At 61.7% G+C, this 21,450-nt stretch carries 19 protein-coding genes and 1 pseudogene; 11 read left to right on the top strand and 9 right to left on the bottom strand.

Annotated elements, in window-relative coordinates; genetic code table 11:
• Positions 1 to 3: 3 nt before the first annotated feature.
• Both AC0L15_RS14640 and AC0L15_RS14635 read right to left on the bottom strand, forming a co-directional pair.
• Positions 4 to 804, bottom strand: a complete 801-nt coding sequence (locus tag AC0L15_RS14640; RefSeq protein WP_473496532.1) for a phosphate/phosphite/phosphonate ABC transporter substrate-binding protein — start codon at positions 802 to 804, stop codon at positions 4 to 6.
• A gap of 85 nt (positions 805 to 889) precedes the next feature.
• Positions 890 to 1,900, bottom strand: a complete 1,011-nt coding sequence (locus AC0L15_RS14635) for a fatty acid desaturase (protein ID WP_473496516.1) — start codon at positions 1,898 to 1,900, stop codon at positions 890 to 892.
• A gap of 228 nt (positions 1,901 to 2,128) precedes the next feature.
• Between AC0L15_RS14635 and AC0L15_RS14630 the strand changes: the two genes are divergently transcribed.
• Entirely contained in the window at positions 2,129 to 2,971 is an 843-nt protein-coding gene (locus AC0L15_RS14630) for a helix-turn-helix domain-containing protein (protein WP_027154489.1), read from the top strand.
• Between the two features lie 83 nt (positions 2,972 to 3,054).
• Positions 3,055 to 4,071 (top strand): betaine--homocysteine S-methyltransferase, encoded by a 1,017-nt coding sequence (gene bmt, locus AC0L15_RS14625; protein ID WP_473496515.1) that lies wholly within the window; start codon positions 3,055 to 3,057, stop codon positions 4,069 to 4,071.
• Between the two features lie 108 nt (positions 4,072 to 4,179).
• On the opposite strand, the gene AC0L15_RS14620 is transcribed toward bmt, so the two are convergent.
• From AC0L15_RS14620 to AC0L15_RS14605, 4 genes are all read right to left on the bottom strand, one after another.
• Positions 4,180 to 6,324 carry a vWA domain-containing protein gene (locus AC0L15_RS14620; RefSeq protein ID WP_473496514.1) on the bottom strand — a complete coding sequence of 715 codons (2,145 nt, stop codon included), beginning with the start codon at positions 6,322 to 6,324 and terminating at the stop codon, positions 4,180 to 4,182.
• A gap of 2 nt (positions 6,325 to 6,326) precedes the next feature.
• Positions 6,327 to 6,887, bottom strand: coding sequence for an RNA polymerase sigma factor (locus tag AC0L15_RS14615; RefSeq protein WP_128246520.1), 561 nt, complete (start codon positions 6,885 to 6,887; stop codon positions 6,327 to 6,329).
• Between the two features lie 116 nt (positions 6,888 to 7,003).
• Complete coding sequence (locus tag AC0L15_RS14610) at positions 7,004 to 7,675, bottom strand: hypothetical protein (RefSeq protein ID WP_473496513.1); 672 nt, start codon at positions 7,673 to 7,675, stop codon at positions 7,004 to 7,006.
• A 107-nt stretch (positions 7,676 to 7,782) separates the two neighbouring features.
• Complete coding sequence (locus AC0L15_RS14605) at positions 7,783 to 9,357, bottom strand: trimethylamine methyltransferase family protein (protein WP_287247279.1); 1,575 nt, start codon at positions 9,355 to 9,357, stop codon at positions 7,783 to 7,785.
• A 272-nt stretch (positions 9,358 to 9,629) separates the two neighbouring features.
• Between AC0L15_RS14605 and AC0L15_RS14600 the strand changes: the two genes are divergently transcribed.
• Positions 9,630 to 10,328, top strand: a complete 699-nt coding sequence (locus AC0L15_RS14600; RefSeq protein WP_095494578.1) for a corrinoid protein — start codon at positions 9,630 to 9,632, stop codon at positions 10,326 to 10,328.
• A 129-nt stretch (positions 10,329 to 10,457) separates the two neighbouring features.
• On the opposite strand, the gene AC0L15_RS14595 is transcribed toward AC0L15_RS14600, so the two are convergent.
• Complete coding sequence (locus AC0L15_RS14595) at positions 10,458 to 10,667, bottom strand: hypothetical protein (protein ID WP_287247280.1); 210 nt, start codon at positions 10,665 to 10,667, stop codon at positions 10,458 to 10,460.
• Between the two features lie 286 nt (positions 10,668 to 10,953).
• Positions 10,954 to 11,094, bottom strand: coding sequence for an entericidin A/B family lipoprotein (locus tag AC0L15_RS14590; protein ID WP_036263015.1), 141 nt, complete (start codon positions 11,092 to 11,094; stop codon positions 10,954 to 10,956).
• A gap of 64 nt (positions 11,095 to 11,158) precedes the next feature.
• Here AC0L15_RS14590 and AC0L15_RS14585 point away from each other — a divergent pair, with 64 nt between their 5' ends.
• Positions 11,159 to 11,788 (top strand): DUF1638 domain-containing protein, encoded by a 630-nt coding sequence (locus tag AC0L15_RS14585; protein ID WP_287247281.1) that lies wholly within the window; start codon positions 11,159 to 11,161, stop codon positions 11,786 to 11,788.
• Between the two features lie 3 nt (positions 11,789 to 11,791).
• Here the strand turns inward: AC0L15_RS14585 and AC0L15_RS14580 are convergent, their stop codons facing one another.
• Positions 11,792 to 12,715, bottom strand: coding sequence for an NAD-dependent epimerase/dehydratase family protein (locus AC0L15_RS14580; RefSeq protein WP_287247282.1), 924 nt, complete (start codon positions 12,713 to 12,715; stop codon positions 11,792 to 11,794).
• A 123-nt stretch (positions 12,716 to 12,838) separates the two neighbouring features.
• On the opposite strand from AC0L15_RS14580, the pseudogene AC0L15_RS14575 reads away from it, so the two are divergent.
• The 7 genes and pseudogenes from AC0L15_RS14575 (at position 12,839) to AC0L15_RS14545 (ending at position 21,386) form a co-directional block, all read left to right on the top strand.
• Positions 12,839 to 13,412, top strand: a pseudogene (locus tag AC0L15_RS14575) (DUF4893 domain-containing protein).
• Positions 13,413 to 13,811: 399 nt separating this feature from the next.
• Positions 13,812 to 17,219, top strand: a complete 3,408-nt coding sequence (locus AC0L15_RS14570) for an AAA family ATPase (RefSeq protein ID WP_287247283.1) — start codon at positions 13,812 to 13,814, stop codon at positions 17,217 to 17,219.
• A gap of 50 nt (positions 17,220 to 17,269) precedes the next feature.
• Complete coding sequence (locus tag AC0L15_RS14565; protein WP_084833689.1) at positions 17,270 to 17,806, top strand: nuclear transport factor 2 family protein; 537 nt, start codon at positions 17,270 to 17,272, stop codon at positions 17,804 to 17,806.
• A gap of 438 nt (positions 17,807 to 18,244) precedes the next feature.
• Entirely contained in the window at positions 18,245 to 19,156 is a 912-nt protein-coding gene (locus AC0L15_RS14560) for a fatty acid desaturase (RefSeq protein WP_287247284.1), read from the top strand.
• Positions 19,157 to 19,403: 247 nt separating this feature from the next.
• Entirely contained in the window at positions 19,404 to 19,706 is a 303-nt protein-coding gene (locus AC0L15_RS14555; protein ID WP_023798930.1) for a virulence factor, read from the top strand.
• Complete coding sequence (locus tag AC0L15_RS14550; RefSeq protein WP_027154500.1) at positions 19,699 to 20,298, top strand: methylenetetrahydrofolate reductase C-terminal domain-containing protein; 600 nt, start codon at positions 19,699 to 19,701, stop codon at positions 20,296 to 20,298. Before AC0L15_RS14555 ends, AC0L15_RS14550 begins: the two co-directional genes overlap by 8 nt.
• Positions 20,295 to 21,386 carry a methylenetetrahydrofolate reductase gene (locus tag AC0L15_RS14545; protein ID WP_027154501.1) on the top strand — a complete coding sequence of 364 codons (1,092 nt, stop codon included), beginning with the start codon at positions 20,295 to 20,297 and terminating at the stop codon, positions 21,384 to 21,386. The genes AC0L15_RS14550 and AC0L15_RS14545 overlap by 4 nt, the downstream gene beginning before the upstream one ends.
• Positions 21,387 to 21,450: the final 64 nt, after the last annotated feature.

Below are 21,450 nucleotides of genomic sequence, written 5' to 3'. Positions count from 1 at the left end.
TTTTTACGCGATCGCCGCGACCGCCTCGCGCAGCGCCACCACGATCTTTTCCGGTGTCGTTCTGGCAGTGATAAACGGCAGGCCCTTGCGCCGCCTTGTCCAGCCGACGACCGTGACCGCTTCCGCTGCCGGCTCGAAGCGCCGTGCATTGGCCCAGCTCCGGCAGTCGATGGCCGCAACATCGGCCTTGCCCTCGGCAATGGCGACGATCGAGGCGCGGTGGCCACCGCTTTCGCTGCGCTCGGAGAAGATGTCCAGGCTTTCGCCCAGCGCCTCCAGGTCACGCGTCGGCGCGATAATGCCCGACATGGAATCGAGGCTGTTGAAGGTAAAATGCTTGTCACGCAGGACATCGAGCGGGATGAGCGGGCTGCCATCGGACGGTGAGCCAACCGTTGGCGCTTCACCTGCACGCATCACGAGCGCGCTCGAATAAAATTCACCCTGCCCGCCCTCGAACGCGTCGTAACGCGGCTGGCCGACCAGTTGAACATGCGTCGCCAGCCCGAGTTCCATCGGGCCCCAGCAGGTCTGTGCGAACAGCAGCGCCGGATGCAGCCAGAGGCCGAAAAAATCCAACTCGTCCGGCGGCAGCGTCGCCGGATCGGGCGCCATGACCTTTCCGGCGGCGTCGCGGATGCCGCCTTCCACAGGCCGCAGATCGGCATTGACGCGAGCGACGGTCCGCGGCGCGTCAATGCCTTTTTGCCGGAAGGCATCACGCAGCCGCGCCCATTGGGCGTCGACCTCGCTCCGCATTTCAGACCAGTCGTACATCGGCAAGCCGGCAACGAAATCGCTCATGCCGGGACTTTGATCGTTACGCTGAGAAAAATTGACGAGGCCATTGACGCGCACCTGGGCATCGCTGCCGGCAATACCCAAAAATTCATTCTTTCGGCGGCTCGGCCGGTACCGGCGCACTGCCAAGCCCATTGAGGCTGCGCGCCCTGACGCGCGGCTTGAATGCCCGGCCCGGTTCCGGCGTGCGCCGCAGCACCGGGTGGACGATCGGCTCCTTGGCCTTGAAGGCATATGCCCTGAGCAGCGCGAAATAGTTCGGATAGGCATAGCCATTGTTCATCCGCAGCCACTCGTCACGGCGCTCGCGAAACAGCTTCGGCAGCCGGTACCAGGCCACCGTCGGGCTCTTGTGGTGAACGAAATGCAGATTGTTGTTGAGGAACAGGAACGACAGCGGCGAACGCTCGACGATCACCGTACGGCCTTCCGGATGCTCCGACCACTGATGCTCGGCGAAGGTGCGGATCGAGATCAGCGACTGGCCCAGCCACACCGGCACCAGGATGTAGAGCCATAGCGGGATGCCGAAGCCCAACTGCACGACCGGCAGCACCACGGCAAGACCGATGGCGTGCAGCAGCCATGCCTTGCGGATCACCTTGTCGCCGGCAAGCATCTGCCTGGCATCGTCGATGAAGAAGCCGGTGCACGACAGCCACGGGCCGAGAATGAGCCGGCCGATCATGGTGTTGTTGATCTTCAGCAGGAACTTCATCGCCGGCGGCAATTCGTCATGGTGCCACAGCGCCTTGTAGTAGCTTTCAGGATCGTCAAGCGGATCGGTCAGCCGTTCGTCGGCATGATGGCGCAGATGAATGGTCTTGAACCGCCGGAACGGCCAGACGAGACCAATCGGCAGGAAGACGAAAGCTTCGTTGAGCTGTGCATTGCGGGTCGGATGGCCGTGCAGGACTTCGTGCGCCAGCGAGGATTGCAGCGCCGCCATCAAGGCCAGAACGACGAGCGCCAGCAGCGGATAAGACGGCCACAGGAACAGGCCGGCTGCAAGCCAGGTGCCGTAGCAGAAAAACGCGAGGAAGACGGTCGGCCATTCGATGGCCGGTGCATTGCGCCGTCTGTTATTCCCGATTGTCATCGATCGACCACTGCCCTTCCAGTCGCCGGAACCGTTTTGATTCCTGACAGCATTGTGTCAGGAGCGTCGTGGTGCTGCAACGCGACAAAGCGCACAAAATGTTGCGATTGCGCATTTTTAGCCGCATGTGTTACCTATTGTAAACAAACTTCAGGATTCATTTACGCCCAAAGTGCCACGTTGGCAGGTTCGGCGAATTTTTTTTCTACCAATGGCTGGAATGACGATATGGACAAACGCGACCTGTCGACGGTGTTTCGGGAGCGCCTGAAAATGCTCCTGACACGATCCGATCTGAACCAGTCCGCTTTCGCGACTGCGGTGGGCATCGACCGCTCGGCACTTTCGCAGCTGCTGTCCGGCGCCTCGACACGCCTTCCTCGCGCCGAAACGCTGCTCAACATCGCCGCCGAATTCAAAGTGTCGCTCGACTGGCTGCTCGGCCTCAGCCAGGACGAAGGCCTCACCGGTGAAATCCGCGAGAGCCTGGAGATCGAGGAAGCGCCTGACGGCTTCGACCGCACGCTGCTGGCCAGATGGCATGCCGAGGCCGCGGGCACGAAAATCCGTTACGTGCCGGCCGGCATTCCCGATCTTCTGCGCACCGAAGCGCTCGTCGACTACGAGGCCGGTATCGCCAACAAGAGCCGTGAGGCCCAGGCCGGCGAGACGCAGTACCGCATCGACTACAACCGGCGGCCGGAAACCGACATGGAAGTCTGCATGCCGCGCCATACGCTGGAGATCTTTGCGCGCGGCCTGGGCGTCTGGGACCGTTTCCCTGAGGCCGCCCGCCACCAGCAGCTTCTTCATATGGCGACGCTGCTCGACGACCTTTATCCCACCTTCCGCCTGTTTCTCTATGACGGACGGATGCGTTATTCGATCCCCTACACCATCTTCGGGCCTTATCGCGCCGCCATCTATGTCGGCGACATGTATCTGGTGCTGAACGCGACCCAGCCGGTCCGCAAGCTGACCAGCCATTTCGACAATCTGATCCGCGCCGCCGACATCAATGCGCACGAAGCAGCCAGCTTCACCCAAAGGCTGGCGGAAATGCGATTTTGACGGCTTGCTTCCTGCACCGACATTGACGTCATATAAAGATTTCTTTATATCCCAACAAAGAATCCCGGAAGGCGTGATTTCCAATGACCAATCCAATCGACGCTTTGCTTGCCGAAAAGGGCGTTCTGCTCGCCGATGGCGCCACCGGCACCAATCTGTTCGCCATGGGGCTGGAGGCCGGCGAGGCTCCAGAGTTGCTGAACGAGACGGCGCCGGACACCATCACCAGTCTGCACCAGAACTTCGTCGATGCCGGCGCCGACATCATCCTGACCAACTCCTTCGGCGGCACCCGCCACCGGCTGAAGCTGCACCATGCGCAGGACCGGGTTTACGCGCTGAACAAGCGCGCCGCCGAGATCGCCCGCGCTGTCGCCGATAAGGCCGGCCGCAAGGTCATCGTCGCCGGCTCGGTCGGCCCGACCGGCGAGCTGCTGGTGCCGCTCGGCGCCATGACCTATGACGAGGCGGTCGACGCCTTTGCCGAACAGATAGAGGGCCTGAAGGCCGGCGGCGCCGAAGTCGCCTGGATCGAGACCATGTCGGCGCCGGACGAAATCCGTGCCGCAGCCGAAGCCGCGATCCGCGTCGGCCTGCCCTATACCTATACCGGCTCCTTCGACACCGCCGGCCGCACAATGATGGGGCTGTTGCCGAAGGACATCCACGGCGTCGCCGATGGCTTGTCGCAGGCGCCGCTCGGTGTCGGCGCCAATTGCGGCGTCGGCGCCTCCGACATCCTCGCTTCACTGCTCGACATGACCGAGGCGAAGCCGGAGGCGACGGTGATCGTCAAGGGCAATTGCGGCATTCCGGAATTTCGCGGCGCCGAAATCCACTATTCCGGCACGCCCGAGCTGATGGCCGACTATGTCAGGCTGGCCGTCGATGCCGGCGCAAAGATCGTCGGCGGCTGCTGCGGCACCTCGTTCGCCCACCTCGCCGCCATGCGCAAGGCACTCGATGCGCACACAAGGTCGGGTCGCCCGACCGTCGAAAAAATCGTCGAGCGCATCGGCCCGATGCGCAACAAGCAGGCGACGGTCAACACCGTCGAGACCAGCGAAGCCCGCCGCGAGCGCCGGCGCAGCCGCGCCTGACGCAATTGAAAAGGCCGGCAAGGTTTCCCTGCCGGCCTGCCTCACCGCCCATCGGCGGTTTTCCGTATCAGAACGATCCCATCTGAGGAAAACCGGCCGTAATCACCATTACCGGTTACCGCCGAGCGCCGAGGCAAGGCGCACCAGCGAGAAAAACTCGGACCGGTAGCCGAACGGGTCGGCTCCCCGGGCGGCAGTGGCAATCTCGATGATCTTGTCGTAGCCGAACTTCGCGGTCGCATCCTCGTCGCGCAGCTTCTGGCCAAAAGCTGCGACGGCAACGGAGAAGCGCTGGTCGATGCTGGCCTGGTCGAAACCAGCCACTTCGTTGGCCGATGTCACCGGCGTGGTGATCAGCTTCGAGGCATCCTCGTTCGGCAGCTTGTAGCGGATCTTGACGAAGGCATATTCGTCGGCATTGGCGACGCCGCCATTGCTCACCGCAGCCTGGCCGTAGCGCAGCGGATCGATCTTCTCGCCGCCGCTGTCCTTCGGCGTGATCTCGTAGATCGCGGTAACCGAATGCCCCGAACCGATCTCGCCGGCATCGACACGGTCGTTGTTGAAATCCTCGCGGTTCAATGCGCGGGTCTCATAGCCAATCAGCCGGTATTCCGAGACTTTTTGCGGGTTGAACTCGACCTGGATCTTCACGTCCTTGGCGATGGTGAACAGCGTCGAGAACGCATCCTCGACCAGCACCTTCTCGGCCTCGGCCAAAGTGTCGATATAGGCGGCGGTGCCGTTGCCGTTCTGAGCGATGGCCTGCATCATCTGATCGTTCAGGTTGCCGCGGCCGAAACCGAACACCGACAGGAACACCCCGGTCTTGCGCTCCTTTTCGATCAACCGCTTCAGATCGTCGTCGTCGGTCTGGCCGACATTGAAGTCGCCGTCCGTCGCCAGCATCACGCGATTGATGCCGTCGTTGACGAAGGATTTCTGCGCCAGCCGATAAGCTTGCCTGATACCCGCCTCGCCGGCCGTGCTGCCGCCGGGCGCCAACGTGTCGATGGCATTGAGGATCTTGTCCTTCTCCGAAACCTTCGTCGGCTCCAGGACGGTGCCGGCATCGCCCGCATAGGTGACGATCGAGACGGTGTCGTCGGGCTTCAATTTGTTGACCAGAAGCCGGAAGGCGGACTGCAGGAGCGGCAGCTTGTCCTGCTCGTTCATCGAGCCCGACACGTCGATCAGGAAGACCAGATTGGCCTTGGGCTGCTCGGCTGGCTTGGCATCGAAACCCTTGATGGCGACATGCATCAGCCTGGTGTGCTGGTTCCACGGCGTCGGCATGACGCTGACGGTCGAGTTGAACGGCGTCGAGGCTAAGTCCGGACCTTTCCAGTCATAGGGGAAGTAGTTGATCATCTCCTCGACGCGGACCGTTTCGGCCTGCGGCACGACACCTTCCCTGAGCGAACGCCGCACGAAGGAATAGGAGACCGTGTCGACATCGATCGAAAAGGTCGAGACCGGGTCTTCGAGCGCGGCACGCACCGGATTGCTCTTGAAATCCTCGACGCGGTCGCGGTTTTGCTCCGGCAGCATCTGGTCGGCCGGCAGGGCCTGCGGCTGTACCATCAGCTTGGATTCGGCGCCTGGCATGCGGCCAGCCTGCGTGGCTCCGTCGGCTTTCGGAGGAGATATAGACATCATCACTCTGCCAGACGGCGCAGCTCCACCATCCTGTGCGAACTCACCTTTCGTCGCAGGTGCCGGCTCGGGCGCCACATTGCGGGCCAAAGCGTCCTGCTGCGCCAGGCCGCCGGCAGCCGATTGTGGCTTCGGCGGCGACGCCGGCGCGACAAGCGCCTCGGCTGCGACGCGGTTTTCGGCGTCGGCATCGGCTTTCTTCCGCTTGTCGGCCTCGGCTACGGTGAGCGGCCTCACCGTAGCCGGCGCTTTAGCCGCTGGTTTGTCGGCCAGCGTTTCGGTGATCTTCTCGTCCCCACCGGAATAGAACGGCTGCTCCTGCAGCATATAGATGGTGGCGTATCCGGCGATCGGCAGGGCGACGAGCCCGGCAATGGCCGGGGTGGCGAAGAGTTTCTTTTGCATGATTTCGCTCCAGAGCTTTTGTGCTCGCTCTGTGAGACGAAGCCCTTTCGCCGTTCCTTGGGCGGCAGGTGAAGTTTTTTCGCCCAGGTCGTAAGCCCGCATGGCGGCCTCGAAGGCACGCGCCTTCGCAGCGGTACCGGGCGGCGGTGCTGCGATGTCGCGCAGCCTGTTGAGTTCGTTGTCGTCGACCATGATCACACTTCCCCGGCTGAAAGCATGAGGGCCTTCAACCGTTTCTTCGCTTCATGGATGTGCCAGGAAACCGTCGTCTCCGAGATGCCCATCGCCTCGGAAGCGAGTGCGTGGCTCAGCCCTTCGCCATAGACGAGCAGCACCGCGTCGCGCTGCTTGTCCGGCAGCATCCGCACCGCCGCCCAAAGCGCCTCGGCTGGATCTTCGGGCTCGGCCGGGGCCTCTCCCGAGATCAGCTCGTAAGCCCCGTAGGCTTCGGTCTTGATCGCCTCACGGACGGTCTTGCGCATCATGTCGCGTGCCGCGTTCAGCGTCATCGTGTAGAGCCAGGTGGTGAACGCGCCGCTGCCATGATAGTCGCGGATCGCCCGGCCGAGCCGGACGCAGACTTCCTGGGCGATATCCTCGGCATCGGCCTTTTTCCCGCACCAGCGATAGGCGGCGCGATAGACGAAGTCATAGTGCCTTTCGAGCAATTTGCCGAAAGCCCCCCTGTCACCGCCCTTCGCACGACCGATCAGTTCGGCGTCGGAGGCTTCGCTTTCATCCAGCATCATCGCCATCATTTGCCTGTTGGACGAAGGCTAATGGCGATTCCTTGGGATGATGGAATGATTTTTTTGCAGGGCGGTCGGGGTCGCAATTACGGTGTTCAAGTTTCGTGCGGCATTCGGCGATGCTACAGGCCCGCGAACGCGGCCATGTGGAAGGCTTGAACCTGTGGCGGATAGCGATAGGCCGCGCCGTAGGGACAGGCGTTGCGGTCGAGACAACCGCCGGTTCGGCAAGGCGCGCCGTTTTGCCCACGCACATGCGCCAGACAGGTCTTGTGCGCGAAACCATCCGCAGAATAGGCATCGACCGGACAAGATTTCAGGCAAGGTTTGTCGACACATGCATCGCAAAGGTGAACCACTTCGCGAGTTTCCCCAAACGCAATCGCGTCCTCGAACAGCAGCGCGCCGCGATAGGCGTGCCAGAGCCCGTATTGCGGATGCATGAGAATGCCGAGCGGCGACGGTTTCAGACCCTCCGCCTGCATCGCCCATTGCTGGAACGGCAGATAAGGCTTGTCAGACGGCGACACGGCACGCGCGCCGAATTTCTTCGCCACTGCGCCGATCACTTCGCGCGACCATGCATCGAGCGGATCGGCAATAGTTTGCGATTGGCCTTCCCGCCAGCGCAGGAAATGCGGCCACGGCGCGGCGCCCGCCTGTCCCACCAGCAGCACGGATCTGGCGGCAGCGCCGGAGAGACCGGAGGGTGTTTCCTCACCGCCTGCAAAATTGAAGCCGCCGCGCAGGATGAGGCCGTGGGCGGAAAGCGCAGCCGCTATATCTTCGACCATGCTGCGCTCAAGGATCATCCCTTCCTGTCCGGCTCGGAGAAGGCGCTCCGCCAGACTTCCTTGTGGATGATGTTGGCGACTTTAGCCCCGCCTGACTCGGGCTCCTTTCAGGTGAAGGCGTCGGCCATCGACGCCTTCTTGCTGGCGATGAAGTCCTTCAGCCCATCATCGATGCCCTGATCGAGATGCGGCGCCTCGTAGCTTTCCAGCCAGCGGCGAGCGAGTTCGTTGGCGCGCTGCGGTGCCGACTTTTCGCCTTCGGCCAACCACTGCTCGTAGGAATTGTTGTCGGCGATGCTGGAACGGTAGAAGGCGGTCTGGAAATTGGCCTGGGTGTGGTCACAGCCGAGATAGTGGCTGCCCGGGCCGACCTGGCGGATGGCATCCATCGCCTGGCCGTTTTCCGACAGGTCGACGCCTTCGGAGAACTTCTGGGTCATGCCGAGCTGGTCGATGTCCATCATGAATTTTTCGTAGCAGGAAGCGAGCCCGCCCTCGAGCCAGCCGGCCGAATGCAGCACGAAATTGGTGCCGGCGAGGATCGTCGAGTTCAGCGTGTTGGCGCTCTCATAAGCGGCCTGCGCGTCCGGGATTTTCGAGGCGCAGAGCGAGCCGCCGGTGCGGAACGGCAGGCCAAGCCGGCGCGCGAGCTGCGCTGCGCCATAGGAAACCAGTGACGGCTCCGGCGTGCCGAAGGTCGGCGCGCCCGACTGCATCGAGATCGACGAGGCGAAGGTGCCGAACAGCACCGGTGCGCCCGGCCGGATCAGCTGCGTGAACGACGCGCCAGCCAGCACTTCGGCCAGGACCTGGGTCAGCGTGCCGGCGACCGTCACCGGGCTCATCGCGCCGGCGAGGATGAACGGCGTGACGATACAAGCCTGGTTGTGGCGCGAATAGACTTTCAGCGCCCCCAGCATGGTCTCGTCGAACACCATCGGCGAATTGGCGTTGATCAGGCTGGTCAGCACCGTGTTGTTCTCGACGAAATAGTCGCCGAACACGATCTTGGCCATCGCCACCGTGTCTTCGGCGCGCTCCGGCGCGGTGACCGAGCCCATGAACGGCTTGTCCGAATATTTGATGTGGCTGTAGATCATGTCGAGATGGCGCTTGTTGACCGGCACGTCGACCGGCTCGCACACCGTGCCGCCCGAATGGTGGATCGACGGTGCCATATAGGCGAGCTTCACGAAATTCCGGAAATCCTCGATCGTCGCATAGCGCCTGACGCCGTCGAGGTCGCGCACGAAGGGCGGGCCGTAGACCGGTGCGAAGACCGTGGCGTTGCCGCCGATCTGCACCGAACGTTCGGCATTGCGGGCATGCTGGGTATAGACGGACGGCGCCGTCTTCAGAAGTGAGCGGCAGAGCCCCTTGGGAAAGTGCACGCGCTCGCCTTTGACGTCGGCGCCGGCCTCTTTCCACAGCTGCAGCGCCTCGGCGTCGTCGCGAAAGATGATGCCGATCTCTTCGAGCACCGTGTCGGTGTTCTTCTCGATCAGCGTCAGCCCTTCCTCGCCCAGCACCTCATAGACGTTGATCTTGCGCTTGATGTAGGTGAGTTGGGTGCCGGGGCCGCCACCCGAGCGCGCCGCCCGTCGGGCAGCGGCACCACCACTGGCGGCGCGTCCGCGCCGCGCGTTTGACGCTTCCTGATCGACCGGCGCGTTCTCACTCATGATCGTTCTTCCCTGGCTTTTGTTCTGGCACAATTATTATTGCCGCATATCGCGGCTTCTGGCCGGATCGTAGTCATGCACCCTATTCGAAACGGCCCGCCAGCGCCAACGCCTGTCGCAAAATCGACAAGAATTCCAATAGATCTGGCAGTCGCTTTCCTTTTGCGGGAAGTCGCAAATCAGCTATGGACGCTGGCCTGTAGCGGGTTAGGTATTGACGTGATATTTGAGGCCCCGCAATTGCATCTGTGCGGCAAGGAGCTGGATTAAAAATGGCCGACGACGAGATCATCCTTTCCGAGCTTTCCGACGACGAACTCGTGCAGCAGATGCACGATGACCTTTATGACGGGCTGAAGGAAGAGATCGAGGAAGGCACCAACATCCTTCTCGAGCGCGGCTGGGCGCCTTACAAGGTGCTGACCGAGGCACTGGTCGAGGGCATGCGCATCGTCGGCGAGGATTTTCGCGACGGCATCCTGTTCGTGCCGGAAGTGCTGTTGTCGGCCAACGCAATGAAGGCGGGCATGTTCATCCTGCGTCCGCTGCTTGTCGCCACCGGCGCGCCGAAGCAGGGCAAGATGGTGATCGGCACCGTCAAGGGCGACATCCACGACATCGGCAAGAACCTTGTCGGCATGATGATGGAGGGCGCCGGCTTCGACGTCATCGATCTCGGCATCAACAATGCGGTGGAAAAATATCTCGACGCCATCGAACAGCACCAGCCTGACATCATCGGCATGTCGGCGCTGCTGACGACGACCATGCCCTACATGAAGGTCGTCATCGACACGATGAAGGAAAAGGGCATCCGCGACGACTACGTCGTGCTGGTCGGCGGCGCGCCGCTCAACGAGGAATTCGGCAAAGCCGTCGGCGCCGACGCCTATTGCCGCGACGCAGCCGTGGCAGTCGAGACCGCCAAGGATTTTATGAAGCGCAAGCACAACGTCCGCGCTTCGGCCTGAACTGACGAGGAGAACACAAGAGCATAAGTACGGAGCCCGTACCTATGCTCTTGCAGACGAGGCGCCGCGTAGCGCCGGCATGTCAAGTCTTCAACAAGCAACAGCGTTCCGCGTAGCGGCTTGTATCGCCTATTCAGACTCTTTCGCCTCTTCCTTTTTCAGGATCGGCGTGTCGGCGGTTGTATTCGCGACGCTTGCGACTGTGGTTTGCTGATCTACGCTTGCAGCTTTGGTTTGCTGATCTACGGAAGCCGTCGTTTTGTTGTGGCCGACACATTCCGCTGCGGCGCCGGACGCCGAAAGGCCCAGAGCGGCGAGAACTAAGAGAGCGATCTTCATTCTATGCTCCTAGCTTCGTTGTTGAGGTACAGGGAAAGATTACCGGCATGTCCCCCCATTCGAAAAGTCAACTTTTCGTGCCTGCCCCAGCGAACCCCCACCTGACGAAACAATTGCAATAGGCGGACACCACGGCCGCTTCGACCTCACTTCGGCGAATTCGGCATGGACCATAAACCGAGCCAAGCCTTGCAACACGACTTTGTTGTTCCCAGATGTTACAATGACTTAACGCGCATCGCTTGAACTTTCTCGATAGCGATGCGCCTTGTTGATATCCGCGGGATCAGGGATTTTGGACCGTATCCTCGACCGCGTTGGCTGTCGATTTGACATCCCTGCCGACGCCGCGGACGGTGTTGGCGCAGGCCGAAAGAGCAAGGGCGCAAGCGAGGATGGCGATCGGCGCAATGCGTAGCGGTTTCATGAATGGTATCTCCCTCAACAGATAGATTCGTGGGACAGCAACGAAAATCGGTTAGACTGGTTCCATGAGCATTGCGAGAAAACTACAACCCGATCAAGGTGACAGGCTGCTTGTCATCGCCTGCGGGATGATTGCGCGCGAAGTTCTGGCCGTTAAGGAGCAGCTGGGGCTCGACCATCTCGACCTGACCTGCCTGCCGGCGGAGTTCCATTTCTACCCGGACCGCATCGCGCCGGCCATGGACAAGGCAATCGAGAAGGCCAAGGCGGACGGCTACACCAATATTTTCGTCGGCTATGCCGATTGCGGCACCGGCGGCCTGCTCGACCGCGTCTGCGAGAAGCATGGGGTCGAGCGCATGGCCGGTCCGCATTGCTTTGCCTTCTACCAGGGCATGGAAGCCTATGCGAAAATCGCCGACGACGACATGATGTCGTTCTACATGACCGATTTCCTGTGTCGGCAGTTCGATGCCTTCTTCATGAAGCCGCTCGGCCTCGATCGGCATCCGGAGCTCATCAAGGACTATTTCGGCAATTACCAGAAGCTGGTCTACATCGCCCAGACTGACGATCCGGAACTCGACAAGGTAGCGCAGAAGGCCGCGGAAATGCTCGGCCTCGCCTATGAGCGCCGCTCGACCGGCTATGGCGACCTGACGAATGAGCTGGCCAGCGCCGCCGGACACGGCTGACGTTCAGGCCGCTCCTTCTTCCGCTGCTAGCCCGGCGAGCACAGCGGCAAAGCTCGTCTTGCAGACGAAGCCCAGCCTGTCCCGCGCCCGCGAGGCGTCATAGACACGGTCGATCGAGGGAAACATCGTCCAGCCCTTTCGCGCGTAGAGCGCCGGAAATTCCGGAAAATAGCGGGCGACGACGGGCGGCGCGTCAGCGATCAATGCCTCGCAATCATCAGGCCGGAACGGCGTGGGCGCCGAGACGATGAAGATATCGAAGCCCAGTCGCGGCGCCTTCTCCAGCGCCGCGACATGGGCCTCGGCGGCATCTTCCACGGTCAGTCGGCGGAACAACAGCTCATTGGCCTTGGTGTTGGCGTCCGACTGCTCGATCGCATGCGCCATGTCGTCTGCCTCGGGAAAGAACCGGGCGGTGCGCAGCACGATCACCGGCAGTCCGGACTGGATGTGATAGAGGCGGCAAAGATGTTCGGCCGAAAGCTTGGTTACGCCGTAGATGTTGCGCGGCTCGGGCGCCATGTCTTCCGTCAGCCAGGCGGCCTTGCGCGCACCGCCGGTGAGGCCGGCGCGTATGGCTTTCGAGATCATCAGCGAGGTCGTCGACGTGAAGACGAAGCGCTGAACGCCTGATAACACCGCCGCGTCGAGCAGGTTCAGGGTGCCGCGCACATTCGTCTCGATGAAATCCTCATTACGTTGGTGTTCGATGTCAGGCTTGTGCAGCGCGCCGCTGTGGACGATCGCCTCGATGCGGTTTTCCCCGACCGTCCGCATCACCAGATCACGGTCGGCGACCGAGCCGATCATTTGCGTTTGCGCCGACGGGACCGGATCCAGCCCGATGACGTCATGGCCAAGCGCCCGCAGGCGCGGCGCGAGCGCGCTGCCCAGCCAGCCTGACGACCCCGTAAGCAAGATCCGCATCGGCAAAACCACGAGTTTTAAGCTGACCGCTGTTAAGCACGGATGACAGGCCGCCGCGAACCGGTAAGTTGTATGCCAAACGAGAAAACACGCTGTTCCAGCCGTCGACCGGGAAACGCACCGATGATCGCTCGCCTCCTGATTGCCGCAGGCGTTTTCTGCTTCGCCCTGCCCGCGCTCGCCGATGGCGAGGTGCAGAAGCTGATCACGCCCGCCGACAAGGTGCGGCTCGACAAATATGACGAGACGCGCAAGGCAGCCCTTGATGAAGCCAGGGCCGGCGACGACGCCGAGGTCAAAGCAGCTCGACGCCTTGCTGGCAAAGCCGCTGGTCGCGTTTTCCGGCAAGGACCTGGCCGGCAGCTGGCAGTGCCGCACCATCAAGGCCGGCGGACTGAGCCCGCTCGTCATCTATGGCTGGTTCAAGTGCAAGGTGAGCGACGATGGTTCAGGCTGGATGCTCGAAAAACGCACCGGTTCGCAACGCACCAAGGGCCGTTTCTTCGACGACGGCGAAAAGCGCGCGATCTATCTCGGCTCCTTCTTTGTCAACAACGATCCCGCAAAACCCTATGGCAGCGGCCCGCAAAGCGACCAGGTCGGCTATGCCTTTCGCAACAGCGCCAACGAATGGCGCATCGAGTTCCCGGCCCCCTATCACGAATCGAAGCTCGACATCCTTGAGCTCAGGCGCTGAGCCCGCTGTCCTGAGGCCGATCACAGGGTTAACCCGGCGGTCCAAGCGAACCCACGCGCTAGTGGTGAAGTCCTGACGCTTGGTACACACGTAGAAGGACGCGAGACGACCCCTTGCGGACCATCCCTGATGAGAGGTCAAGGGAACGTCGTGACCCTTTCGCGACCTTGGCGCGGGCGTGGTTTAAGGACAGCTGTGGGGATCTGCCGTTCGTTCCAGCGATCTGAAATTCGGCAGGGTTCAAAAACCGGACGGTTGATCCGCCTACCTCGCTAACACGCCGGCCGCTAGAAGCCCGTCGGCCACAACTTCCATGACGTTGCATAGGACCTCAGTTGTGTAAGACTGCCGGACTGTTGCCGAAGGAGCCCTCCGGCGTCTCCACCGCGGAAGTGGGACATGGACATTGAGGAGTGGCTGCGCAGCTTAGGGCTGCAGCAATACGGCACGGCCTTTCGTGAGAACAACGTCGAGGCCGAAGTGCTCCTGCGGCTGACGGCCGAGGATCTCAAGGACATCGGCGTCAGTTCGGTAGGGCACCGCCGGAAGCTTCTGGAGGCTATTGCCGAGCTGCGGGAAAGTTCCTCTGCAATCTCAGCTGAAGGTGTCAAAGCCTTGACTCAAGTCGCCGAACTTGCGTCGGCACCGGCGTCCCCAACCGGTGCCGAGCGGCGGCAACTGACCGTGATGTTCGCTGATCTGGTCGGCTCCACCGCGATTTCGGCTCGGGTCGATCCCGAGGAGATGAGTGAGATCATCCGAGGCTACCAGAATTGTTGCGCAGGCGAGATTACCCGCTTCGAGGGACACATTGCGAAATTCATGGGCGATGGTGTGCTGGCATATTTCGGCTGGCCACGAGCGCATGAAGATGATGCCGAGCGGGCGGTGCGCGCAGGCTTGGCGGTTGCCAGTTCAGTGGCGCAACTGCGGGCGCCGGATGGCAAGCCGCTTGCGGGCCGGGTGGGGATCGCGACGGGTCTCGTGGTGGTCGGTGAGCTTGTCGGCGACAAGGAAGCGCGCGAGCGGGCGGTGGTCGGCGAGACGCCGACCTTGGCCTCGCGACTGCAGGACTTGGCCCGGCCGGGCAGCGTAATTGTCGCCGAGAGCACAAGACATCTGCTGGGCGATCTGTTCGAGTTGGAGGATCTGGGACCACAGGTTCTGAAGGGCTTCGAGACGGCCTTGAAAGCCTATTCCGTCAGAGGCGAGGGCCGGGCCGAAAGCCGCTTCGAGGCATTCCACACCGGCGCGCTGACGAAGCTCGTTGGCCGCGAGCAGGAGCTGGCTCTGCTTCTGGAACGCTGGTCGCGGGCGGAGGAAGGTGAAGGACAGGTGATCCTCCTCTCCGGGGAGCCGGGGATTGGCAAGTCGCGCATTGTGCGCGCCTTGCGCGAGCACTTGGCCAACGAATCGTATATCCCGCTCAGCAATTACTGCTCGCCGTACCACACCAATAGTGCGCTTTATCCGGTGGTCGGACTTTTGGAGCGGGCGGCGCATTTCGACCGTGATGACACCGCCGAGATGAAGCTCGATAAACTTGAAACTCTGCTCGCTCGGGGCGGCGAGCAGGACCGGGAGGCGGCGCAAGTACTGGCCGCTCTGCTTGCGATCCCAACCGAAACACGCTACCCGCCAATCGATCTGCCGCCACAGCGCATCAAGCAACGCACGCTGGAAATCTTGGTCGAGCAGCTCGCCGGCCTAGCCAAGCAGAAGCCTGTGTTGGCCGTATACGAGGATGTGCATTGGATCGACCCTTCGACACTAGAGCTGCTGGGTCTGGTAATTGAGCGGGTCCAGCGCCTGCCGGCACTGGTTCTGATCACCTTCCGGCCGGAATTCAGCCCACCCTGGACCAGCCATGCCCATGTGACCCAGCTCTCGCTTTCTCGTCTCACGCGACGGCACGGCGCAGCCGTGGCTCTCCGCGTCACCGGCGGCAAGGCGCTACCGCGCGAGGTTCTGGACCAGATCATGGCGCGAACTGACGGGGTTCCGCTATTCGTTGAGGAACTGACCAAGACAGTCCTGGAGTCAGGCCTTTTGCGGGACGTCGGCAATCATTTCGAGTTGACCGGAACTCTCCCGCCGCTGGCGATCCCGGCTACGCTGCACGACTCGCTAATGGCTCGCCTCGATCACCTGGCGCCGGTCAAGGAGGTGGCGCAGATCGGGGCTGTAATCGGCCGCGAATTCTCGCACGATCTGCTGGCCGCCGTGGCGCCGCACGACGAAGGCAAACTGCAGGACGCTTTGGCCCAGCTCTGCAGGTCCGAGCTGATCTATTGCCGCGGTGCGCCGCCGGAAGCGACCTACAGCTTCAAGCATGCGCTTGTGCAGGATGCGGCGTATTCCAGCCTTCTTAAAACTCGGCGGCAGCAGATGCACGCGCGCATCGCCGCGGCTCTCGAAGAGCGTGTGGCAGCGGGTTCCGAGGCTTTGCCGGAGATCATTGCCCATCACTGCACCGAGGCAGGCCTTATCGAGCGGGCAGTCAGCTATTGGTGGCAAGCCGCGCAATCGGCGATCCAGCGCTCTGCAATTTTGGAGTCGATCGCGCACCTGGAAAATGGGCTAAGACTTGTCCGCACCCTACCTGACAATCAGGAGCGCGTCCGCCTGGAGCTGGATATGCAGGTGGCGTTGGGCACCGCCTTTATGGCGGCCAAAGGTTGGTCGTCGCCGGCCACCGCAGCGGCGTTCGCGCGAGCCGAGGAGTTGTGCGAGCGAGTGGACGACATCACTCTGCGCAGCGTGGCCGATTACGGCCGGTATCTCGTCTACCTCCTGCGTGGTCAACTCGATGCTGCGCTGGCAACGACGACATCGATGCTGCGCAGGGCCGAATGCGACTGCGATCGGGCCACAATCATGATCGCACACCGGTGCGTCGGCATCACGTCGGTGCACCGGGGAGATTTTGATGCCGGACGCAAGCACATGGAGGCGTCGTTGGCGCTGTACGATCCGAACGAGCACGCTGCGCTTGCCTATCGATTCGCCTATGATCCCCGTATCGCAAACCTTTGCTATATCGCCCACGCGCTGCTGCACCTCGGTTATCCCGATCAAGCATTCGAGAAATACACCGAGTTGTTACAGGCTATAAGACACCACCGGCACAGCCCATCCGCGGCGTTCGGCCTGTTCCAATCGGCCCTGTTTTGCACTTATTCGAGAGATCTCGGCGCGTATAAGCGCGACAGCAACTTTGGTGCGGATGAGGCCATTGTCGATGAACTGATCTCAATCAGTACGGAGCACGGTTTCTCACTTTGGCGTACAGCAGGGGTCATTCTCAAGGGTTGGGTTCTGATCCAGGCGGGTGAGTCGGATAGCGGTCTTGCTCAAATGCGTGACGGCATAGTCGAATGGCGTGGGCACGACGCTAAGCTTTTTGTGCCACGCTGGCTGCTCATGCTCGCCAGCGCCCTCAGCAGGCTTGGCAACCCACGCGCGGCACTCGACAGGATCGAGGAAGGGCTCGCATTGATCACCGAGACCAACGAGCGGTGGAACGAGACTGAGTTGCACCTCCGGAAGGGCGAACTGCTCCTGGACTTGAAGGCGGACGAGAAGGCCGAGGCTTCCTTCCTGCACGCGCTTACCGTGGCCCAACATCAACGCGCCAAGCTTTGGGAGCTGCGAGCCGCCACATCTCTTGCCCGACTCTGGGTCCAGGGAAGCGAGCGGCAAAGGGCCCACGACCTTCTCGCACCGGTTTGCGGCTGGTTCACAGAGGGCTTCGCGACGCCGGACATCAAGGAAGCGAGGACGTTCCTCGATCTAGTAGAATCCTGATCTGCCGTTTTGGACAATCTGCTGCAGTCAACAATCTCAGGGAGGAGATGATGACGTTCCATTCACTCAGGACACGGGAAAAATTACACCCAGCTCGGATTTCGGCGGCGGTGCTGATCGCAATCACCTTGTCTGCCTTCGCGGTCGCTGCGGCGGAAGCGGCAAATGCAGCGGAAGCGGCAAAGAAATTCTTCGACGCTTACCGCGATCGGAAGGTAGACGCCATGACCACTCTTTTTACCGAGAATGCCACGTTCGTCTACGTGCCTTTCGGTGACGCTGGTTCCGGCAATGTCCTCAAAGATGGCGTGCCGGTCTGGCGGACGCTGATCGATGCTTTCCCTGACCTGCGCAACGAGGTTAGCGCAATCTGGGAGGACAAGAGCGGTGACGTTGCCTTCGTGGATGTTCACATCGGCGGAAAGCAGACTAAGGACGCGTTTGGAATCACAAACAAAGGCAAGGAGTATTGGTTGCGCCATCTGTTCATTCTGGAAACTAACGAGGAAGGCCGGATCATCAAGATCACGAGCTTTTGGGACAACGCTACTTGGTACACTCAGCTCGGCAAGACCAGCCTAGAGTGATCACGAGTCGCGCTCTATTGCGCTCGAATGAGCCACATAACGACCCCGGCCGAAACGGCGCGATTCATCCAACCCCAGGAAGCCGCGCCGGGTCGCTCGTCCCGAAGTAGCGCGTCAAGTCCAATCACTAGATGTCTGGATTGAGTGCGGATCGCGATTTCGCAAGTGAGACCACGAAGGTCTTGATATGGCGCTGCCTGTGCGTTCCAATCGGCGACACGGAAGGCAGTTAACCGCCCATCGATGCAATTCGATTTGGGTATCAACCGTCAGATTTTCACGACTAGCACTATGTCTTTGCGGGCGCCGCGCCGCGGCCTGCCTTGGAAACAATGGTACCATCCGACGATCTGTCTATTTCTGGACCGGCGCAAAAACCGGCGTCTGGCAACGAGCGCCGATTTACCGGACAGCGCCCTGACGATAAGCTTGGCCGTTATGAGCGAAATCGACCACCGCGCCATCATCGCCAGCCTTTCGGTCCATGATCGTCGCGACCTCACCGCCAAACTGGACAGGCCTGGCATTGTCCGGCTGGCCGTTCACGGCGGGCTGGTTGTCGTGCTGGGTGCGCTGATCGCCGCCCGCATCCCGTTCTGGCCGGTTCTCGTGCTGCCGCAGGGGGTCCTGATCGTCTTTTTCTTCACGCTGTTGCACGAGACGATCCACGAAACGGCCTTCAGGACGCCGTGGCTCAATCGCGCCATCGCCGCCGTGACCGGCTTCCTGATCCTGCTGCCGCCGGCATGGTTCCGTTATTTCCATTTCGCGCACCATCGCCACACGCACGATCCGGACAACGACCCCGAACTGATGGCTCCGAAACCGGAGACCATCGGCCAGTATGTGCGCTATCTCTCCGGGATCCCCTATTGGAGCGGCATGGCGCGCGTGATCGTCGTCAACGCCGCCGGCCGCAACCGCGACGGCTTCGTGCCGGAAAAAGGCCGCGACAAGGTGACGTCGCAAGCGCGTTGGTTCCTGGTCGTCTATGCAGTGCTGCTGGCGGCCTCGCTGGCCGTGCAGTCGGCGCTTCTGCTGTGGGTGTGGATCGTGCCGGTGCTCGTCGGCCAGCCCTTCTTGCGGGCCTATCTGTTGGCCGAGCACGCGCTCTGCCCGCATGTCGCCAACATGCTCGAAAACACCCGCACCACCTTTACCACAAGGCTGGTACGCTTCGTGGCGTGGAACATGCCTTACCACTCCGAGCACCATTCTTATCCGGCCGTTCCCTTTCACCGCCTGCCGCGTTTCCACCAAATTGTCGCCGAACATCTGCGCACGACCGAGCGAGGCTATATCCGCTTCCACAGGAAGCTTGTCGGCAGCTTCGATCGTCGCGCCGGCTGATCAAAACCAGGCCAAGCATCGAATATTTTCGCGTTTCCGTTGTGGCTGCCAATTGCGTCGCTTTTGAATGCGCGCGCGTCGTCCCATAACAAGCAGCCCGACAGCGCTTCCGGCAATGCTCGCACTCACTACAGCGCCGCGCGTCCTATTGGACGCGCAATGGACGCTGTAGCACTTTAAGTCGGCGCATGATCCTTTCCAAATTCGATGCCGATTTTCGGGGTCATGCGCGAGGAGTAGGAAATTCATGGCCGATCTGATCGTCGTCTACTGGCGCGACATCCCCGCCCAGGTCATCGTCAAGAAGGGCCGGCAGAACGCCAAGCGCGAACTGCCGCTGCGCTTTACCGAGGCGATCGACATGTGCGCGATGCGCACCGGCGCCGGCGGCACCGACGACTACCTTGCCGAATGGCGCAAGGCCGACCCCGTGTCGGTCAGCGACGATCTTGAAGGCGAGGTGGAAAAAGCCTTTCAGGACATCGACGCGAAATACGACCGCGAGCGGCTGGTCGCTCTGGTCAAGGCGGGCGGAAAAGAAGATGTCTGAAACCACCCCGGCGATTACCCAGGCCACTCTGGTCAAGAAGGCAGCGCCGAAATCCGACTACAAGCCGGCCGACGTGTCGCCGCAGCGGCGCGTGCAGCGCTCCTTCGCTGTCAGGCTGTGGTCCGTCCGCCACTCGCGACTGCTCGAATGGTTCTACGCCAGGTTCTCCGACATGTTTTTGCTCCTCCATCCGCTGTGGAAGCGCATCGGTTACGGCCGCGTCGAAGGTCCGATCAAATTCGTCGAAAAACGCGTCAAGGGTTTTATGTTCGACTGCCGCATGTGCGGCCAGTGCGTCCTTTCTTCTACCGGCATGTCGTGCCCGATGAATTGCCCCAAGCAATTGCGCAACGGCCCTTGCGGCGGTGTGCGTGCCAACGGCAATTGCGAGGTCGAGCCTGACATGCCGTGCGTCTGGGTCAAGGCCTGGGAAGGTTCACGCAATATGGTGCATGGCGACAAGATCCTCGACGTGCAGAAGCCGGTCGACCAGTCGCTGCGCGAGACCTCGGCATGGCTGCGGGTGACCGCGCAGGCCGCCGCCGCCCGCGAAGCCGCGCGCAACGTTCCAAAACCTGGGGCACCGGCATGATCGGCCGCCAGCCCGACGAGAACCCGGCCGGCATCCATCTGCCGCTCGACCCCCTGCCCGGCCACACCTCGCGCGGCCGGCTGGAGCGCGTCCTGAGGCGCGGCGAATTCGCGGTGACCACCGAGCTCAACCCGCCGGACAGCGCCGATCCGGAAGACGTCTACAACCGCGCCAAAATCTTCGACGGCTGGGTCGACGCCATCAACGCCGTCGACGCCTCGGGCGCCAACTGCCACATGTCGTCGGTCGGCATCTGTGCGCTGCTGACCCGCATGGGTTATGCCCCGATCATGCAGATCGCCTGCCGCGACAGAAACCGCATCGCCATCCAGGGCGACGTGCTGGGCGGGGCGGCGATGGGCGTCGCCAACATGCTGTGCCTGACCGGCGACGGCGTGCAGGCCGGAGACCAGCCAGGCGCCAAGCCGGTATTCGATCTCGACTGCATGTCACTGCTGGAAACCTGCCGCATCATGCGCGACAACGGCAAGTTCCTGTCCGGCCGCAAGCTGACGACGCCGCCGCAGCTTTTCCTCGGCGCGGCGATCAACCCTTTCGCGCCGCCGATCGATTTCCGCCCCTACCGGCTGGGCAAGAAAATCGCCGCCGGCGCGCAATTCGTGCAGAGCCAGTACTGCTTCGACGTGCCGATGTTCCGCACCTACATGCAGCAGGTCCGCGATCTCGGTTTTACGGAAAAATGCTTCATCCTGTGCGGCGTCGGACCGCTGGCCTCGGCCAAGACCGCCAAATGGATCCGCTCTAACGTGCCGGGCATTCATATCCCCGATTCGATCGTCAAGCGGCTGGAAGGCGCCCAGGACCAGAAGAAGGAAGGCAAGCAGCTCTGCATCGATATCATCAACGAGGTGAAAGAAATTCCCGGCGTCTGCGGCGTCCATGTGATGGCCTATCGCCAGGAGGAATATGTCGCCGAGATCGTCGATGAATCGGGCGTGCTGAAGGGGCGCCAGCCCTGGAAACGCGAAATCCGCCGCGACGATCAGCTCGTCGCCGACCGGCTCGACCACATTTTGCACGACGAGATCACCGAAACGCAGGTCGACATGGTCAAGACCGCGCATTGATGGCGCGGACGCCACCATTCGCTTGATCGAAAACAGAAACGATATAAAGAAGTCTTTATATCAC

This window comes from Mesorhizobium sp. WSM4846, from assembly GCF_055811415.1.
The sequence above is the reverse complement of the archived record's forward strand: the minus strand, read 5'-3'. Positions and strand labels throughout refer to the sequence as shown.

Excerpts from the sequence above, each read along its gene's own strand:
- AC0L15_RS14605 (WP_287247279.1), bottom strand. The coding sequence starts at position 9,357 with ATGAGTGAGAACGCGCCGGTCGATCAGGAAGCGTCAAACGCGCGGCGC.
- AC0L15_RS14615 (WP_128246520.1), bottom strand. The coding sequence starts at position 6,887 with ATGGCGATGATGCTGGATGAAAGCGAAGCCTCCGACGCCGAACTGATC.
- AC0L15_RS14635 (WP_473496516.1), bottom strand. The coding sequence starts at position 1,900 with ATGACAATCGGGAATAACAGACGGCGCAATGCACCGGCCATCGAATGG.
- AC0L15_RS14595 (WP_287247280.1), bottom strand. The coding sequence starts at position 10,667 with ATGAAGATCGCTCTCTTAGTTCTCGCCGCTCTGGGCCTTTCGGCGTCC.
- AC0L15_RS14555 (WP_023798930.1), top strand. The coding sequence starts at position 19,404 with ATGGCCGATCTGATCGTCGTCTACTGGCGCGACATCCCCGCCCAGGTC.
- AC0L15_RS14550 (WP_027154500.1), top strand. The coding sequence starts at position 19,699 with ATGTCTGAAACCACCCCGGCGATTACCCAGGCCACTCTGGTCAAGAAG.
- AC0L15_RS14600 (WP_095494578.1), top strand. The coding sequence starts at position 9,630 with ATGGCCGACGACGAGATCATCCTTTCCGAGCTTTCCGACGACGAACTC.
- bmt (WP_473496515.1), top strand. The coding sequence starts at position 3,055 with ATGACCAATCCAATCGACGCTTTGCTTGCCGAAAAGGGCGTTCTGCTC.
- AC0L15_RS14570 (WP_287247283.1), top strand. The coding sequence starts at position 13,812 with ATGGACATTGAGGAGTGGCTGCGCAGCTTAGGGCTGCAGCAATACGGC.
- AC0L15_RS14610 (WP_473496513.1), bottom strand. The coding sequence starts at position 7,675 with ATGGTCGAAGATATAGCGGCTGCGCTTTCCGCCCACGGCCTCATCCTG.
- AC0L15_RS14630 (WP_027154489.1), top strand. The coding sequence starts at position 2,129 with ATGGACAAACGCGACCTGTCGACGGTGTTTCGGGAGCGCCTGAAAATG.
- AC0L15_RS14640 (WP_473496532.1), bottom strand. The coding sequence starts at position 804 with ATGAGCGATTTCGTTGCCGGCTTGCCGATGTACGACTGGTCTGAAATG.
- AC0L15_RS14585 (WP_287247281.1), top strand. The coding sequence starts at position 11,159 with ATGAGCATTGCGAGAAAACTACAACCCGATCAAGGTGACAGGCTGCTT.
- AC0L15_RS14580 (WP_287247282.1), bottom strand. The coding sequence starts at position 12,715 with ATGCGGATCTTGCTTACGGGGTCGTCAGGCTGGCTGGGCAGCGCGCTC.
- AC0L15_RS14545 (WP_027154501.1), top strand. The coding sequence starts at position 20,295 with ATGATCGGCCGCCAGCCCGACGAGAACCCGGCCGGCATCCATCTGCCG.
- AC0L15_RS14560 (WP_287247284.1), top strand. The coding sequence starts at position 18,245 with ATGAGCGAAATCGACCACCGCGCCATCATCGCCAGCCTTTCGGTCCAT.
- AC0L15_RS14590 (WP_036263015.1), bottom strand. The coding sequence starts at position 11,094 with ATGAAACCGCTACGCATTGCGCCGATCGCCATCCTCGCTTGCGCCCTT.
- AC0L15_RS14565 (WP_084833689.1), top strand. The coding sequence starts at position 17,270 with ATGACGTTCCATTCACTCAGGACACGGGAAAAATTACACCCAGCTCGG.
- AC0L15_RS14620 (WP_473496514.1), bottom strand. The coding sequence starts at position 6,324 with ATGGTCGACGACAACGAACTCAACAGGCTGCGCGACATCGCAGCACCG.